At 56.7% G+C, this 16,093-nt stretch carries 18 protein-coding genes; 9 read left to right on the plus strand and 9 right to left on the minus strand.

The features are described from left to right. Positions 1-12 precede the first annotated feature (12 nt). From BFV63_RS18345 to BFV63_RS18360, 4 genes are read right to left on the minus strand one after another with little or no spacing between them, the layout of a single operon-like run. A complete protein-coding gene (locus BFV63_RS18345) occupies positions 13-762 on the minus strand; it encodes an SDR family oxidoreductase (RefSeq protein WP_003860050.1) in 750 nt (249 codons plus the stop codon). Continuing rightward, on the minus strand, positions 762-1,784 hold the full coding sequence (locus tag BFV63_RS18350; protein WP_003860047.1) for a Rieske 2Fe-2S domain-containing protein: 1,023 nt from the start codon (positions 1,782-1,784) through the stop codon (positions 762-764). Before BFV63_RS18350 ends, BFV63_RS18345 begins: the two co-directional genes overlap by 1 nt. Before the next feature lie 10 nt (positions 1,785-1,794). Continuing rightward, positions 1,795-2,103: a recombinase-like helix-turn-helix domain-containing protein gene (locus tag BFV63_RS18355; protein ID WP_022651826.1), complete on the minus strand. Its 309-nt coding sequence runs from the start codon at positions 2,101-2,103 to the stop codon at positions 1,795-1,797. After that, positions 2,100-2,423, minus strand: a complete 324-nt coding sequence (locus BFV63_RS18360; protein WP_003860044.1) for a Rieske (2Fe-2S) protein — start codon at positions 2,421-2,423, stop codon at positions 2,100-2,102. The genes BFV63_RS18355 and BFV63_RS18360 overlap by 4 nt, the downstream gene beginning before the upstream one ends. 415 nt (positions 2,424-2,838) lie before the next feature. Between BFV63_RS18360 and BFV63_RS18365 the strand changes: the two genes are divergently transcribed. Next, entirely contained in the window at positions 2,839-4,050 is a 1,212-nt protein-coding gene (locus BFV63_RS18365) for an MFS transporter (RefSeq protein WP_048209713.1), read from the plus strand. Positions 4,051-4,053: 3 nt separating this feature from the next. Here the strand turns inward: BFV63_RS18365 and speB are convergent, their stop codons facing one another. The 4 genes from speB to BFV63_RS23615 form a co-directional block, all read right to left on the minus strand. Then, complete coding sequence (speB, locus tag BFV63_RS18370) at positions 4,054-4,974, minus strand: agmatinase (RefSeq protein ID WP_003860040.1); 921 nt, start codon at positions 4,972-4,974, stop codon at positions 4,054-4,056. A 209-nt stretch (positions 4,975-5,183) separates the two neighbouring features. Then, positions 5,184-7,160 carry a biosynthetic arginine decarboxylase gene (speA, locus tag BFV63_RS18375; protein WP_003860039.1) on the minus strand — a complete coding sequence of 659 codons (1,977 nt, stop codon included), beginning with the start codon at positions 7,158-7,160 and terminating at the stop codon, positions 5,184-5,186. 8 nt (positions 7,161-7,168) lie between these two features. After that, positions 7,169-7,300 (minus strand): acid stress response protein YqgB, encoded by a 132-nt coding sequence (gene yqgB, locus BFV63_RS22835; protein WP_057979949.1) that lies wholly within the window; start codon positions 7,298-7,300, stop codon positions 7,169-7,171. Positions 7,301-7,394: 94 nt separating this feature from the next. Further along, positions 7,395-7,535: a small protein YqgG gene (locus tag BFV63_RS23615; protein ID WP_418235904.1), complete on the minus strand. Its 141-nt coding sequence runs from the start codon at positions 7,533-7,535 to the stop codon at positions 7,395-7,397. A gap of 425 nt (positions 7,536-7,960) precedes the next feature. Here BFV63_RS23615 and metK point away from each other — a divergent pair, with 425 nt between their 5' ends. The 8 genes from metK to ruvX all read left to right on the plus strand — a co-directional run bounded on the left by metK (position 7,961) and on the right by ruvX (position 15,097). Then, positions 7,961-9,115, plus strand: coding sequence for a methionine adenosyltransferase (metK, locus tag BFV63_RS18385; protein ID WP_003860037.1), 1,155 nt, complete (start codon positions 7,961-7,963; stop codon positions 9,113-9,115). A 417-nt stretch (positions 9,116-9,532) separates the two neighbouring features. Beyond that, positions 9,533-10,930, plus strand: a complete 1,398-nt coding sequence (gene galP, locus BFV63_RS18390) for a galactose/proton symporter (RefSeq protein ID WP_048242064.1) — start codon at positions 9,533-9,535, stop codon at positions 10,928-10,930. A gap of 58 nt (positions 10,931-10,988) precedes the next feature. Next, positions 10,989-11,486, plus strand: a complete 498-nt coding sequence (locus BFV63_RS18395; protein WP_003860035.1) for a SprT family zinc-dependent metalloprotease — start codon at positions 10,989-10,991, stop codon at positions 11,484-11,486. A gap of 94 nt (positions 11,487-11,580) precedes the next feature. Beyond that, complete coding sequence (gene endA / locus BFV63_RS18400; protein WP_003860034.1) at positions 11,581-12,288, plus strand: deoxyribonuclease I; 708 nt, start codon at positions 11,581-11,583, stop codon at positions 12,286-12,288. A gap of 51 nt (positions 12,289-12,339) precedes the next feature. Beyond that, positions 12,340-13,071, plus strand: a complete 732-nt coding sequence (rsmE, locus tag BFV63_RS18405; RefSeq protein WP_048242066.1) for a 16S rRNA (uracil(1498)-N(3))-methyltransferase — start codon at positions 12,340-12,342, stop codon at positions 13,069-13,071. Positions 13,072-13,098: 27 nt separating this feature from the next. After that, a complete protein-coding gene (gene gshB, locus BFV63_RS18410) occupies positions 13,099-14,046 on the plus strand; it encodes a glutathione synthase (RefSeq protein WP_003860032.1) in 948 nt (315 codons plus the stop codon). Positions 14,047-14,120: 74 nt separating this feature from the next. After that, on the plus strand, positions 14,121-14,681 hold the full coding sequence (locus BFV63_RS18415; RefSeq protein WP_022649353.1) for a YqgE/AlgH family protein: 561 nt from the start codon (positions 14,121-14,123) through the stop codon (positions 14,679-14,681). Continuing rightward, complete coding sequence (gene ruvX / locus BFV63_RS18420; RefSeq protein WP_003860030.1) at positions 14,681-15,097, plus strand: Holliday junction resolvase RuvX; 417 nt, start codon at positions 14,681-14,683, stop codon at positions 15,095-15,097. The genes BFV63_RS18415 and ruvX overlap by 1 nt, the downstream gene beginning before the upstream one ends. A gap of 10 nt (positions 15,098-15,107) precedes the next feature. Here ruvX and BFV63_RS18425 read toward each other — a convergent pair whose 3' ends face one another. Next, the gene (locus BFV63_RS18425) at positions 15,108-16,088 is read right to left on the minus strand and encodes a type IV pilus twitching motility protein PilT (protein ID WP_003860028.1); all 981 of its coding nucleotides are present in this window, start codon (positions 16,086-16,088) and stop codon (positions 15,108-15,110) included. Between the last annotated feature and the right edge of the window lie 5 nt (positions 16,089-16,093).

The following is a 16,093-nucleotide window of genomic DNA, read 5'->3' on the forward strand; positions in this document are numbered from 1 at the left end:
CATCGCCCTACCTTAGTTAAAGACAAAACCGCCGTTGACCGGGATCAGCTGTCCGGTGATGAACCGAGACAGATCGCTTAGCAGCCAGACCACGCTGCCGGTGACATCTTCCGGCTGCTGCGCGCCGGTTAACGCGCGTCCGTTTTCGTAGAGCTGATGCCGTTCGGCGGGGACATATTCCGTCGCCTCGACGCGGGTTAACCCCGGCGCGATGGCATTAATGCGTATACGCTTTTCACCCAGTTCGCGCGCCATTGATCGGGTCATGGCAATGACGGCCCCCTTGCTGGCGACGTAGGCCATCAGGCGCGGCGCGCCCCACAGCGCGGTGTCGGACGCCACGTTCACAATGCCCGCCCCTTCACGCAGCAGCGGCACGGCGGCGCGCGTCACCAGCCAGGTGCCTTTGACATTGACGCTCATCACCCGATCCCAGAGATCCGGATCGTAATCGAGCATGTTTTTGCCGCCGACGCCCGTCGCCATCGCCGCGTTGTTCACCAGGCCATCGATCTGACCCTGCTCGCCAATGGCGCTGAACACCTGCTCAATGGACTGTGGATCGGCCAGATCGATAACGTGCGGTTCGATCGCATAGCCCCGCTCGCTCAGGGCGTGGGCGCTTTCGGCCAGCTCGCCCTTCAGGATGTCGCACATCACCACCGCCGCGCCCTGCTCCGCGCAGGCTTTGGCAAAGTGAAAGCCCAGCCCGCGCGCGGCGCCGGTTATGACGATGCGCTTGCCGCTCAGCAGCCCGTTCATCAGGCGGCTCCCTGCTGTGCTTCACGCATCGCCAGCTGCTCTTTGGCGGCCTTTTGCATCATGCGGCGCAGGCGCGAAAGACCGACGTCGTGCTGATACAGGTACTCATGATCGCGCGCGTTTGGCGCCAGGCTTTCCAGCACCACGCGGTCCTGCTCCAGCACTTCCCAGTGCAGTTTTTCCAGACGGTTGCGGTACATGAAACGCCACATATCGCGCTGCCAGCCCTGCACACGGCGAATGCGCCAGAAGAAGACGCGGCAGTTGTCGTTATCTTCCGGCACCACCATGCCGACGATAAAGAAGTGGCCGCCCGGCCCGAAGCGCTTCTTGTACGGAATGGAGAGGCGCATCCAGCAGGTGCCGCTGTTGCCCAGCTCCACCCAGTCAAAATTGACGCCGCTCTGCCCTTTCTTCTCGAAAATAAAACCGGTTTTGGTCGGCTGGAGCACCATGTCGGCCTTGCGATCCCCTTCCGCCATCGAGTGCGACGAGGAGTGCAGATAGGTGCCGTGCATCGGGTCCATCACGTTTTCCAGCGCGTACTGGTAATTGCATTTCCACGCGGCGGTGCAGAGGAAGTTGCTGAAGCTGTCCGTATCGGCGAGCTCGTCCGGGAAGGTCAGCTCGTCCGGCTGCTGGTCCGCGGTGACGCCAAACCAGAGGAAGATGGCGCCGTGCGCCTCCTGCACGTTATAGCTGCGTACGCACTGCTGGCCGACCAGCGGACATTTATCTACGGCGGGCACGTCTTTCACTTCGCCGTTGCCCGCCACCTCTACGCCGTGATACCAGCAGGCAATGCGGTCCCCGAGGTTCCAGCCCATCGACAGGCGCGCGCCGCGGTGCGGGCAGCGGTCCTCCAGCGCCTGCACCTGGCCATCTTTATTGCGCCAGACCACAATCTGCTCGCCCAGGCGGGTGATGCCCACCGGCGCAGACTGCACTTCCCAGCTCGCCAGCACCGGATACCAGAGGCCACGCAGGCCTTTATCCAGATAATGTTGTACGGTCGTCGTCATCGCGTTGCCCTCAGTAGCCGTTAACCTGTAAGAATGCCTGGAAGCTGGCGTCGCTCCACGGCTCGCCCTGCTGGTCGTGCATGCGCACCGCGTTCAGCCCGCTTACCAGCTCCGGCAAGGTTTCAACGCCCTGCTCGAAGAGATCTTCCAGCGTCGCAATCAGCTTCACTTCCCAGCTTTCCGGCTCGCGGCTGCGGGTTTGCCAGATCAGGTTGGTGTAATCACCCGGCTTATGAATGGCGCCATTACCGCCCTCTGCCGGTGGGGTAAACTGGCGGCTTTCCGGCAGCGCCGGGTTGAAGTTCAGGGTGTCGCTCATGCCACGGTCTCCTCGACGAAGGTAATCTGAATCTGGTTTTCAAAGACCCGAACCGGGTAGCGGTTGAGGTTGCGCCCGCCGGGGCCGTGCAGGCACTGACCGGTTTTGACGTCGAATACCGCCTCGTGCAGCGGGCATTCCACCTTGCCGTCTTCCACGAAGCCCTGACTCAGCAGGGCATAGGCGTGCGGGCATACGTCCTCCAGCGCGTAATATTCACCGTCGATCAGGTAAACGCCGATCTCTTTACCGTCGACGTTGCCGCTAAAAGGGAAATCTTCCTGTACTTGCTCTGCGTCACATACGCCTATCCAGCTCATCACGATCCTCCAGGCTTTTGTTTCATATATGAAACTCTGTTTCTTATTTAATACGGTCAATATAAAAGCGATGAATGTTTCGTCAAGCGACAATGTGACGAATTTGTTAATCGACCAGCAATTAATTAACTAAGTGTGCAAGGGATCACGAAAAAATGCAGCGATATGAAATTTTCATTATTGCAGCGTGAGAAATACGTTTTTTTAATGGCCTCTTATTTTGAATAAAAGATATTGACTTCCTTTCTTTTTACTCTTTAAAAATAAATGAACGTCACCTCTTTCGCGTTTCACCTGTGAAACTAATTTTTAATTTATCTTTACTAAACAAAGAGTTTCACAGGTGAACCATTTTAGATCCGTGACAATCACATTGATGAAAAATATAAGTTACAAAAAACGTAAGGCGGACATGATGACGGCAAGATGGCAAGGCACGATTGCGCTTTTATTACTCATTATTATTTCGTACGTCGATCGGGTAAATATCTCGGTAATGATTTTAAACCCGGAATTTGCCGAACATTTTCAGTTAAATGAAAACAGAATGTTACAGGGCCTGCTCATGACCTGCTTTCTTCTGGGTTATGGTTTTTCCGCTCTATTATTAACGCCGGTTATTGAAAGCAAACTTCATTATCGGCAGGGATTATTAAGCAGCATTGCGATTTGGGCCGCGGTCTGCGCGGCTTCACCTTTGCTCGGCTCGCTGACGGGAATGCTCATCGCCCGCGTGATTCTGGGGATCGCGGAGGGTCCGCTATTTTCGCTGAAAACGCGCTTTATCAGCGATAACTTTAGCGCGCAAGAGATCGGTAAACCCAACGCCGTGACCGCGCTGGGCGTCTCGCTCGGGCTGGCCGTGGGCTTTCCGCTGGTGACCTGGCTGATGTCGCATCTGGGCTGGGCCGGATCGTTTTATGCACTGGCGGCAATCAACCTTCTCCTCGGGGGCAGCTTAATCTGGCGTTTTCTGCCCGCGCCGCGCAAGCTCCCGACCGCGAAAAAACCGGGGTTTGTCCACACCTTCACGCTGGCCTGGCAGACGCCGCTGCTGGGCTGGATTATGGTGGTTGAAATCGCCACCCTGAGCTATCTCTGGGGAAGCAGCGCCTGGCTGCCCGCGTGGCTGCGCGACGAGCATCATTTCTCGCTGCATGCCACGGGCTGGCTTGCGGCGATCCCCTTCCTGCTCAGCCTGGGGTCAAAGTTTCTGGGCGGCGTGCTGCTCGACAAAATGCGTCCGGAACAGGCACCGATGCTGTTTGTGGTGGGCGGGGCGATGACGGCGCTGTCCGTGGTCGCGCTGATGCTCAGCCATCAGCCTGCCTGGCTGGCGCTGTTTATGCTTTCGGCTAATGTCTTCTGGGGGCTACAGGGGGCGGCTATTCCGGCGGTGATCCAGCATCACGCCGCGCGGGAAGCGGTGGGCAGCGCTTACGGCATAATCAATGGGATCGGCAATATCTGCGCGGCGTTTATTCCGCTGCTGATGGGGATGGTGATGAGATCGGTGGGGTCGGTCAGTTCAGGCTTTTCGGTGCTGGTCGTCTCGCAGGTTGTCACCCTGCTTGCCGGGGGAATGTTGCTGCTGCGCATGCGGCGCGCAGCAGCAATCAGCGCGTAAGGCTTATTCGCCTTTTTTCGCCGCCTGGATGTAGAGCATTTCCAGCGCCAGGGTCGCCGCGGCCAGCGCGGTGATCTCGGACTGGTCATAGGCCGGAGCCACTTCCACCACGTCCATCCCGACGATGTTCAGATCCTTCAGGCCGCGCACCAGCTTGATGGCGCGATCTGACGTCAGGCCGCCGATCACCGGCGTACCGGTCCCCGGTGCGAATGCCGGATCAAGGCAGTCAATGTCGAAGGTCAGGTAGACAGGCATATCGCCGACGATCTGCTTAACCTGAGACAGAATATCGTCCACGCCGCGATCGTTCACCTGGCCCGCGTCAAGTACGGTGAAGCCGTTGTCTTTGTCGAACTCGGTGCGGATGCCGATCTGCACGGAGTGGTTTGGATCGATCAGGCCTTCCTTCGGCGCGGTGTAGAACATGGTGCCGTGGTCGAACTCGCAGCCGTTCGCGTAGGTGTCGGTGTGCGCATCGAAGTGCACCAGCGCCATTTTACCGAAGTGCTTCGCGTGGGCGCGCAGCAGCGGCAGGGTCACGAAGTGGTCACCGCCGAAGGAGAGCATGCGTTTACCGGCCGCCAGCAGCTTCTCGGCGTGCGCCTGCAATTTTTCGCTCATTTCACGCGCGTCGCCGAAGGCGTACACCAGATCGCCGCAGTCCACCACGTTCAGGCGCTCGCGCATGTCGAAGTTCCACGGGAAGCGGTTGTGCTCCCAGGCCAGGTTAGTGGAAACCTGACGGATCGCCGCCGGACCATGACGACCACCCGCGCGACCGGACGTTGCCATGTCGAACGGTACGCCGGTGATCACCCAGTCCGCATCGCTGTCGTACGGCTGGAAGTTCATCGGAAGGCGTAAAAAACCAAACGCGTTAGATACCAGAGAGTTATCGTACTGATGACCTAAAGTGCTCATGTCCTGACCTCTTATAAAGTCGATACATTAAAAACAGATGAAAAAAAATCCCCTCCGCGTCGTTAAACCCGACGAGGAAGGGATTGATTCGTAAATCGCTAATTGGGGCGAATTATCGCCGTTAATTCATACGGGTTCAAGTGAGTATAGGGCATTGTGCGGTCTGTTGCCCTCACTCCGCCCCTCTCCCACCGGGAGAGGGAGTTTACCTACTCATCTTCCAGGTAGGTGTACCCGTACAGACCCGCTTCAAACTCTTCCAGGAACTGCTGCTGTAACGCGTCGTCCAGACCGGTGTTTTTCACCTGATCGCGGAACTGGGTGAGCAGTTTTTTCGGATCCAGCTGAACGTATTCGAGCATGTCCGCCACGGTGTCCCCTTCGTCGGACAGCTCAACCTCCACGCTGCCGTCAGGGAAGACAAACACGTCAACCGCTTCGGTATCACCGAACAGGTTGTGCATGTTGCCGAGGATCTCCTGATACGCCCCCACCATAAAGAAGCCCAGCATTGGCGGGTTCTCCGGATCGTACTCCGGCATTGGCATCGTCGTTGCGATACCGTCACCGTCAACGTAATGGTCAATCGCGCCGTCAGAGTCACAGGTGATGTCCAGCAGCACGGCGCGGCGTTCCGGGGCGTGGTTCAGCCCTTCCAGCGGCAGAACCGGGAACAGCTGGTCGATACCCCAGGCATCCGGCATCGACTGGAACAGGGAGAAGTTGACGTACATTTTGTCCGCCATACGCTCCTGCAACTCGTCGATAATCGGACGGTGCGCGCGGTTGCTCGGGTCGAGCTGTTTCTGCACTTCGTGGCACATATTCAGGTAGAGCTGCTCGGCCCACGCGCGCTCTTGCAGGCTGAATGTGCCTGACGAGTAGCCGACGTGAATATCGTGCAGGTCCATCTGGCTGTCGTGCAGCCATTCGCGCAGGGAACGACGCGTGCCCGGCTCGTGCATCTCCTGCCAGGTTTCCCACATGCTTTGCAGGGAACGTGGGGCATCGTCTGCCGGAGGCGTGGCTTCGGTGATTTCGCTACGCTCAACGCCAATGATGTTAGAGACCAGTACCGTATGGTGCGCCGTGACCGCGCGGCCGGATTCGGTGATCACCGTCGGGTGCGGCAGGCCGTGCTCTTCGCAGGCATCGCCAATCGCCCAGATGATGTTGTTGGCATATTCGTTCAGGCCATAGTTTACCGAACAGTCAGACTGCGAGCGGGTCCCTTCGTAGTCCACGCCCAGGCCGCCGCCCACGTCAAAGCACTGAATATTCACGCCGAGCTTATGCAGCTCAACGTAGAAACGTGCCGATTCACGCACGCCGGTGGCGATGTCGCGAATGTTGGCCATCTGCGAGCCGAGGTGGAAGTGCAGCAGCTGAATGCTGTCCAGACGACCGCGCTCGCGCAGAATTTCCACCAGCTGAAGCACCTGGTTCGCCGCGAGGCCGAACTTGGATTTTTCACCGCCGGAAGACTGCCATTTACCGGAACCCTGCGACGCCAGTCGCGCACGCACGCCAAGGCGCGGGATCACGTTCAGACGCTCGGCCTCTTCCAGCACGATCGCGATTTCGGTCATCTTCTCGATCACCAGATAGACCTTGTGCCCCATCTTCTCGCCAATCAGCGCCAGACGAATGTATTCGCGATCTTTATAGCCGTTACAGACGATCACCGACCGGGTCATGCCCGCGTGCGCCAGAACCGCCATCAGCTCCGCTTTAGAGCCTGCTTCCAGGCCCAGCGGCTCGCCGGAGTGGATCAGGGACTCAATCACGCGACGGTGCTGGTTGACCTTGATCGGGTAAACGAGGAAATAGTCGCCGTTATAACCATACGATTCCCGCGCGCGTTTGAACGCGGCGTTAATAGAACGCAGGCGATGTTGCAGGATCTGCGGGAAGCAGAACAGTGCAGGCAAGCGCTGACCCTGCGCTTCACGGGTTTTCACCAGTTTAGCGAGATCCACGCGCGCTTCCGGGACGTCCGGATCCGGGCAGACACTGATGTGGCCCAGCTCGTTAACGTCGTAGTAGTTATTGCCCCACCAGGCAATATTGTAAGTGCGCAGCATCTTGCTGGCTTCCTCGGAGCTCATCGCAACCTCCTGCATAGAACGTAGTACACCCTGTTCGCCCGCTGACGAAGGCGAAAAAGAAGACATGTCGTCAGACATAGCGAACCTCAACTCTTTGTATTAAGTGTAAAACAGTTGACTACTATCGCAGCGTTATACGGCGATAACAACCCATTAACGGCTCCATTTCCCAGCAGAGTATGCTGAAATCCAGACCGTGCGACCGGTTTCTTATTCATATCATTGTAAAACACGTATCCGAACTCTGTATGACAAGGTTCGGCGAAACCACGAGAAAACTCCTGTATTAACAAGAGCGCCCTTGTTCAGTTTTCACAAAGCGTGACCGGCTCTGGAATCCTGAGAAGCACCGAGATGGGTATAACATCGGCAGGTGTTTAGACCAGAAGTGCGGGTGGGAATCAAATGCGCGCCAGAACGGCTGCGCTGAATGAGCGGAAAACGATGGTTCATTATCTGGTATCACCTCCACGGCCGCCTCTGCTGAAACGGACCACAAGCCAAAGCTAAAAGTTCACTGCTTAACCCGGCTGGAAGTGGCGACACGATGTGTTCATCGAGCGCTTATTTTATATGAGCCGCGCGCCGCGTTTTATACCGAGAAGGTCGCTAAAAAGCAAAACAAAAATGCGCAGGTTGCCAGCGTCGTCAGGAAAAATTTCCAGCAGCGTTTTCAACGCAGTGAGAGGTGAGTCAAAAAAAACTGGAAATCGGGTGAAGAAGTGACCTAAAATAGACGTCCAGATGTTAATCCATCCATACCGATTAACACTCAGACTGCCAGTGTCAAAATCCTGTAGGCCTTGGTAGAATTATCTCCTATGGCTATTCCACACAGCAGCTTGAGCTAACCAAATTCCTCTTAGGTGAAATAAAACATGGCAAAACACCTGTTTACGTCCGAGTCCGTATCAGAAGGACATCCTGATAAAATTGCTGACCAAATCTCCGATGCGGTGCTGGATGCGATCCTCGCGCAGGATCCAAAGGCGCGCGTAGCGTGTGAAACCTATGTCAAAACCGGCATGGTTCTGGTTGGCGGTGAGATCACCACCAGCGCATGGGTTGATATCGAAGAGATCACCCGTAACACGGTGCGTGAGATCGGTTATGTACATTCTGATATGGGCTTTGATGCCAACTCCTGCGCCGTACTGAGCGCGATTGGCAAACAGTCTCCGGACATCAACCAGGGCGTTGACCGTGCCGATCCGCTGGAACAGGGCGCGGGCGACCAGGGCCTGATGTTCGGCTACGCAACCAACGAAACCGACGTACTGATGCCAGCGCCGGTGACCTACGCACACCGTCTGGTGCAGCGTCAGGCTGAAGTGCGTAAAAACGGCACTCTGCCGTGGCTGCGTCCGGATGCAAAAAGCCAGGTGACCTTCCAGTATGACGACGGGAAAATCGTCGGTATTGATGCCGTGGTTCTTTCCACGCAGCATGCTGAAGAGATTGACCAGAAATCCCTGCAAGAAGCGGTGATGGAAGAGATCATCAAGCCGGTTCTGCCAACTGAATGGCTGAGCTCTGCGACCAAATTCTTCATCAACCCAACCGGACGCTTTGTTATCGGCGGCCCAATGGGTGACTGCGGTCTGACCGGTCGTAAAATCATTGTAGATACCTACGGCGGCATGGCACGTCACGGCGGCGGCGCATTCTCCGGTAAAGATCCGTCTAAAGTTGACCGTTCTGCCGCGTACGCTGCACGTTATGTGGCGAAAAACATCGTTGCTGCCGGTCTGGCTGACCGCTGTGAAATTCAGGTTTCCTACGCCATCGGCGTGGCTGAGCCAACCTCCATCATGGTGGAAACCTTCGGTACTGAAAAAGTGCCTTCTGAACAGCTGACCCTGCTGGTGCGTGAGTTCTTCGACCTGCGTCCATACGGTCTGATTCAGATGCTGGATCTGCTGCACCCAATCTACCAGGAAACCGCAGCGTACGGTCACTTTGGTCGCGAACATTTCCCATGGGAAAAAACCGACAAAGCCGCCCTGCTGCGTGATGCTGCCGGTCTGAAATAATCGACTGCCAGCAGCTTAAAAAGGCCAGCCTTTGTGCTGGCCTTTTTTATGTCGGGTGGCGGCTATGCCTTACCCGACCTACGGGTAGTGAGTTTTTGTAGGCCGGGTAAGGCGCTAGTAGCCACCCGACAATGTTTGGAACCGTTTACACCTCACTCTCTATATCCCGCTTTCAGAATATTCTCTTTGCATGATCGCATTTCTTCTGCTGTTACATTCCCTTTCAGTTAAGTCTGAAATTTGTGCAAACGCGATGCACATCAATTAATTTACCTCTATATTTTCAAAGCTTTAATTATTTTTACGGTTACAAGCCAGTGTAACCGATTACACCGTTGTGATTTGACTCACATATTTTTATGAGCCGCTCACCTACTCTTTATATCGTAAAAACTGATAACCCAACTGGAGGGCATAATGCCTGACAATAATAAACAGGGGCGTACGTCCAATAAGGCAATGACGTTCTTCGTCTGCTTCCTCGCCGCTCTGGCAGGATTACTCTTTGGCCTGGATATTGGCGTAATTGCCGGTGCATTACCTTTCATCACCGATGAGTTCCAGATTAGCGCACACACTCAGGAATGGGTGGTTAGCTCCATGATGTTCGGTGCCGCCGTCGGCGCGGTCGGCAGCGGCTGGCTCTCCTTTAAGCTCGGGCGTAAAAAGAGCCTGATGATCGGCGCGATCCTGTTCGTTGCCGGCTCACTGTTCTCTGCGGCTGCGCCTAACGTTGAAGTGCTGATCATCTCCCGCGTGCTGCTCGGTCTGGCAGTGGGCGTGGCGTCTTATACTGCCCCGCTGTACCTGTCTGAAATCGCTCCGGAAAAAATCCGCGGCAGCATGATTTCCATGTATCAGCTGATGATCACCATCGGTATTCTGGGGGCTTATCTCTCCGATACCGCATTCAGCTACAGCGGCGCATGGCGCTGGATGCTGGGCGTCATCATCATTCCTGCCATCCTGCTGCTGATTGGCGTCTTCTTCCTGCCGGACAGTCCGCGCTGGTTTGCCGCCAAACGCCGCTTCCATGATGCCGAACGCGTGCTCTTACGCCTGCGTGATACCAGCGCCGAAGCCAAAAACGAGCTGGAAGAGATCCGCGAAAGCCTGAAGGTCAAACAGTCCGGCTGGGCGCTGTTCAAAGAGAACAGCAACTTCCGCCGCGCGGTGTTCCTCGGCGTGCTGTTACAGATCATGCAACAGTTCACCGGGATGAACGTCATCATGTATTACGCGCCGAAAATCTTCGAACTGGCGGGCTACACCAACACCACCGAGCAGATGTGGGGCACCGTGATCGTTGGCCTGACCAACGTGCTGGCGACCTTTATCGCTATCGGTCTGGTGGACTGCTGGGGACGTAAGCCAACCCTGACGCTGGGCTTCCTGGTGATGGCCGTCGGGATGGGCGTGCTGGGTACCATGATGCACATGGGCATTCACTCCCCAACGGCACAGTACTTCGCCGTGGCGATGCTGCTGATGTTTATTATTGGGTTTGCGATGAGCGCCGGTCCGCTGATTTGGGTGCTGTGCTCTGAGATCCAGCCGCTGAAAGGACGTGATTTTGGCATCACCTGCTCTACCGCGACCAACTGGATTGCCAACATGATCGTCGGCGCAACGTTCCTGACCATGCTTAATACTCTGGGTAATGCCAACACCTTCTGGGTGTACGCCGGTCTGAACCTGTTCTTTATTGTTCTCACTATCTGGCTGGTTCCTGAAACCAAACATGTTTCACTGGAACACATTGAACGTAACCTGATGAAAGGTCGTCCTCTGCGCGAAATCGGCGCACACGACTGATCCTCCTGCGGGAGGCGCCTCTTGCGCCTCCCCGCTTCCCGCTTTATGCTCTGCCCCTATGAAAGCACCCCGTCTCCCCATCGCCATTCAGCAAGCCGTTATGCGCAGCCTGCGGGAAAAACTCGCCCAGGCCAACCTGAAGCTCGGCCGCAATTATCCTGAACCGAAGCTGGTCTATCAGCAGCGTGGCACCGCGGCAGGTACCGCCTGGCTGGAATCGTATGAGATCCGCCTCAACCCGGTGTTGATGATGGAAAATCAGCAGGCGTTTATCGAAGAAGTGGTGCCGCACGAGCTGGCGCATCTGCTGGTGTGGAAGCACTTTGGCCGCGTCGCGCCGCACGGCAAAGAGTGGAAGTGGATGATGGAGGCGGTGCTCGGCGTTCCGGCCCGTCGCACCCATCAGTTCGAGCTGGAATCGGTACGCCGCAATACCTTCCCCTACCGCTGCCAGTGCCAGCAGCACCAGCTTACCGTCCGCCGCCATAACCGCGTAGTGCGGGGCGAGGCGACCTACCGCTGCGTTAAATGCGGCGAACCGCTGGTTGCGGAATAATCACGCGAACTTTCAGGAACTTTCCTGATCTGACTGATTGCATACGGGAACAACATTCGTTACGTTGCGGGCTCGTTTTGACACGGAGTGTAAGATGTCCCGTAATGTTTCTCTCGCGGTCGCTTTTCTGGCGACAGCGCTCTCCGGCCATGCTCTGGCCGACGGTATTCACAGTTTCTCTCAGGCAAAAACCGCAGGCGTAAAGATTAACGCCGACGTACCGGGTGATTTCTACTGCGGCTGTAAAATTAACTGGCAGGGTAAGAAAGGGGTCGTGGATCTGGGATCCTGCGGCTATAAGGTGCGCAAGAACGAGAACCGCGCCAGCCGAATCGAATGGGAACACGTCGTTCCGGCCTGGCAGTTTGGCCACCAGCGCCAGTGCTGGCAGGACGGTGGACGTAAAAATTGCGCAAAAGATCCGGTCTACCGCCAGATGGAAAGCGATATGCACAACCTGCAACCCGCCGTGGGTGAGGTCAATGGCGACCGCGGAAACTTCATGTACAGCCAGTGGAACGGTGGCGAAGGCCAGTACGGCCAGTGCGCCATGAAGGTCGATTTCAAAGAGAAAGTCGCCGAACCGCCTGCCCGCGCGCGCGGTAGCATCGCCCGCACTTATTTCTATATGCGCGACCGCTACGATCTCAATCTTTCCCGCCAGCAGACGCAACTCTTCAATGCCTGGGACAAGCTCTACCCGGTGACGGACTGGGAATGCCAGCGCGACGAACGTATCGCCAAAGTCCAGGGGAATCACAACCCTTACGTCCAGCGGGCTTGCCAGGCGCAAAAGAGCTAACCTACACTACGGCAATTCGCTTATATCGCATGACACATGGAATTTCTGACTATGCGCATCCCTCGCATCTATCACCCTGAACTGATTACCCCAGGCGGCGAAATCGCCCTGTCTGATGATGCCGCAAACCATGTTGGTCGCGTGCTGCGCATGGGTGCAGGCCAGGCGATTCAGCTCTTTGACGGCTCTAATCAGATTTTCGACGCTGAAATTACGCGCGCCGATAAAAAAAGCGTGCACGTGAAGGTGCTGCGTGGCGACGTGGATGACCGGGAATCGCCGCTGCACATTCACCTGGGCCAGGTGATGTCGCGTGGGGAAAAGATGGAGTTCACCGTTCAGAAATCCATTGAACTGGGTGTAAGCCTCATTACGCCACTTTTTTCTGAGCGCTGCGGCGTTAAACTGGATGCGGAACGTCTGAACAAAAAGATCCAGCAGTGGCAAAAAATTGCCATTGCGGCCTGCGAACAGAGCGGCCGCAATCGTATCCCGGAGATCCGCCCGGCGATGGATCTGGAGGACTGGTGTGCAGAAGAGGAAAGCGGGCTTAAGCTTAATCTTCATCCGCGCGCCAGCGCCAGCATCAATACGCTGCCGCTGCCCGTTGAGCGTGTACGCCTGCTGATTGGCCCGGAAGGCGGCCTGTCGGCTGACGAAATTGCCATGACGGCGCGTTACCAGTTTACTGATATTCTGTTGGGACCTCGCGTTCTGCGCACTGAGACAACGGCACTCACCGCCATTACCGCGCTACAGGTGCGATTTGGCGATCTGGGTTGAAGCAAAGACCCATAACCGGAGAAGAAGATGATTAAGCTCGGCATCGTGATGGACCCCATCGCAAACATTAACATCAAGAAAGACTCCAGCTTCGCTATGCTGCTGGAAGCGCAGCGTCGCGGCTATGAACTCCACTACATGGAGATGAACGATCTTTACCTGATCAACGGTGAAGCCCGCGCACGCACCCGCATCGTTAACGTCGAGCAGAACTACGAAAAATGGTACGAATTCGGTACCGAGCAGGATATTGCCCTGGCCGACCTCAACGTCATCCTGATGCGTAAAGATCCGCCGTTCGACACCGAATACATTTATTCCACCTATATCCTTGAGCGTGCCGAAGAGAAAGGCACGCTGATCGTCAACAAGCCGCAGAGCCTGCGCGACTGCAACGAGAAGCTCTATACCGCATGGTTCTCTGACCTGACGCCGGAAACGCTCGTCACCCGCAGCAAAACGCAGCTGAAAGAATTCTGGCAGAAGCACGGCGACATCATCATGAAACCGCTGGACGGCATGGGCGGCGCGTCGATCTTCCGGGTGAAAGAAGGCGATCCGAACATTGGCGTGATTGCCGAAACGCTGACCGAGCTGGGAACCCGCTACTGTATGGCACAGAACTATCTGCCAGCCATTAAAGACGGCGACAAGCGTGTGCTGGTCGTAGACGGCGAGCCGGTGCCTTACTGCCTGGCGCGTATCCCGCAGGGAGGGGAAACCCGTGGCAACCTGGCGGCTGGCGGCCGTGGCGAACCGCGTCCGTTAAGCGAAAGCGACTGGGAAATTGCCCGCCGCGTCGGCCCTACGCTTAAAGCCAAAGGCCTGATCTTCGTTGGCCTCGATATCATCGGCGATCGTCTGACCGAAGTGAACGTCACTAGCCCAACCTGCATTCGTGAAATCGAAGCGGAATTCCCGATCTCGATCACCGGAATGCTGATGGACGCTATCGAAAAACGTTTACAGAAATAACCTGTGACAGCGCCTGTGTTTATCCCCATACTGGGCGCTGTCGCTTTTTAAACCAGGAAACAGTACCTCTGACAATGAATTTACAGCATCACTTTCTTATTGCCATGCCTGCTCTCCAGGATCCGATTTTCCGCCGCGCCGTGGTCTATATTTGTGAATACAACGAAGACGGCGCGATGGGGATTATCATCAATAAGCCGCTGGAAAACCTTCAGGTTGAAGGGATTCTGGACAAGCTGAAAATCCCTGCTGAAGCGCGGCTGCCGGAAATCCGTCTCGATAAACCGGTGATGCTCGGCGGCCCGCTTGCAGAAGATCGTGGTTTTATCCTGCATACCCCGCCGGTTTTCTCGTCCAGCATTCGTATCTCCGATAACACCGTCGTCACCACCTCTCGCGATGTGCTCGAAACACTGGGCACGGCAAATCAGCCTTCTGAGGTGCTGGTTGCGCTCGGCTACGCTTCCTGGGAAAAAGGGCAGCTGGAACAAGAAATTCTGGACAACGCCTGGCTGACGGCCCCTGCGGATATGAATATCCTGTTTAAAACCCCTATCGCCGATCGCTGGCGTGACGCGGCAAAACTGATTGGCATTGATATTCTGACCATGCCTGGCGTTGCGGGGCACGCGTAATGAGCGGCACCCTTCTCGCCTTCGACTTCGGCACCAAAAGCATCGGCGTCGCTGTGGGTCAACGGATCACCGGCACCGCCCGCCCGCTCACGGCGCTGAAAGCTAACGACGGCACGCCGGACTGGAACCTTATTGAGCGCTTGCTCAAAGAGTGGCAGCCGGACGACGTGATTGTCGGCCTGCCGCTGAACATGGACGGCACCGAGCAGCCGCTTACCGCCCGCGCGCGCAAGTTCGCGAACAAAATCCATGGCCGCTTTGGTGTCTCCGTTAAGCTGCACGATGAACGTTTGAGCACCGTCGAGGCACGCGCTGGCCTGTTCGAGCACGGTGGCTTCCGGGCGTTGAACAAAGGCAGCGTGGATTCAGCTTCAGCCGTCATTATCCTCGAAAGCTATTTCGACCAGGGTTACTGAGCGCCGGGGTCTACAGCCGCCCCTGCGCCCGTCGCTCCGCCAGACTCTGCTCAAAGTTCTGCATTCCCGCCTGCTGCCCCGTTTGAATAATGCCCGGCAGTTGCCAGGTTTTGCCTTCGCGGATCAGGTTTGCCGCCGCCGAGGTATTCACCAGCAGCTCATACAGCGCCACGCGCCCGCCCTGGACATCCTGACGCAGCTTCTGCGCCAGAACCGCACGCAGGCTTCCCGCCAGCTGATTACGCACCGGATCTTTCTCCTGCGCCGGAAAGGTGTCGACCAGGCGCTCGATCGCCTGCGCCGCACCGCGCGTGTGCAGCGTGGCCAACACCAGATGGCCGGTTTCCGCCGCCGTCAGCGCCAGGCGTATCGTCTCGCTGTCGCGCAGCTCACCAAGCAGAATTACATCCGGATCTTCACGCAGCGCGCTGCGCAGCGCCTCGGCAAAGGACGGGCTGTGCAGGCCTATCTCCCGCTGCTGGATCAGGCAACGTTCACTCTGGTACATAAACTCCACCGGATCTTCCAGGGTCAGAATGTGCCCGTCTGTCTGGTGATTGAGAAAATCGACCATCGCGGCCAGAGTGGTCGATTTCCCGCTGCCGGTGGCGCCGGTGACCAGAATCAGGCCATTGTCATTGGACAAAAGCTCCGGGATCGCGCGCGGCACGCCTAACGCAGAGAGCTGCGGGCACGTCAGCGGCAACAGGCGCAGCGCGATCGAAACGCCGTGCATATGCTTAAACGCACTGCCGCGCAGCCGCTGACCGCCTGTGAGGGTAACGGCAAAATCCACCTGCCCGTTTGCCCACCAGGCGCCCTGCTGTTCGTCATTGAGCCACGCTTTTAATAACGCCTCCACATCCGGGGGCGGAAACGGCGCAGGTTCAAGACGGCCTGACCTGCGCCAGCGCGGTGGTGAATCACTGCACAGGTGTAGATCGGAGACGTTATGCTTTACACTAAGGGCCACAATTTCTTCCACATCCATAGACA

Source organism: Enterobacter hormaechei subsp. xiangfangensis, from assembly GCF_001729785.1.
GTDB lineage: Bacteria > Pseudomonadota > Gammaproteobacteria > Enterobacterales > Enterobacteriaceae > Enterobacter > Enterobacter hormaechei_C.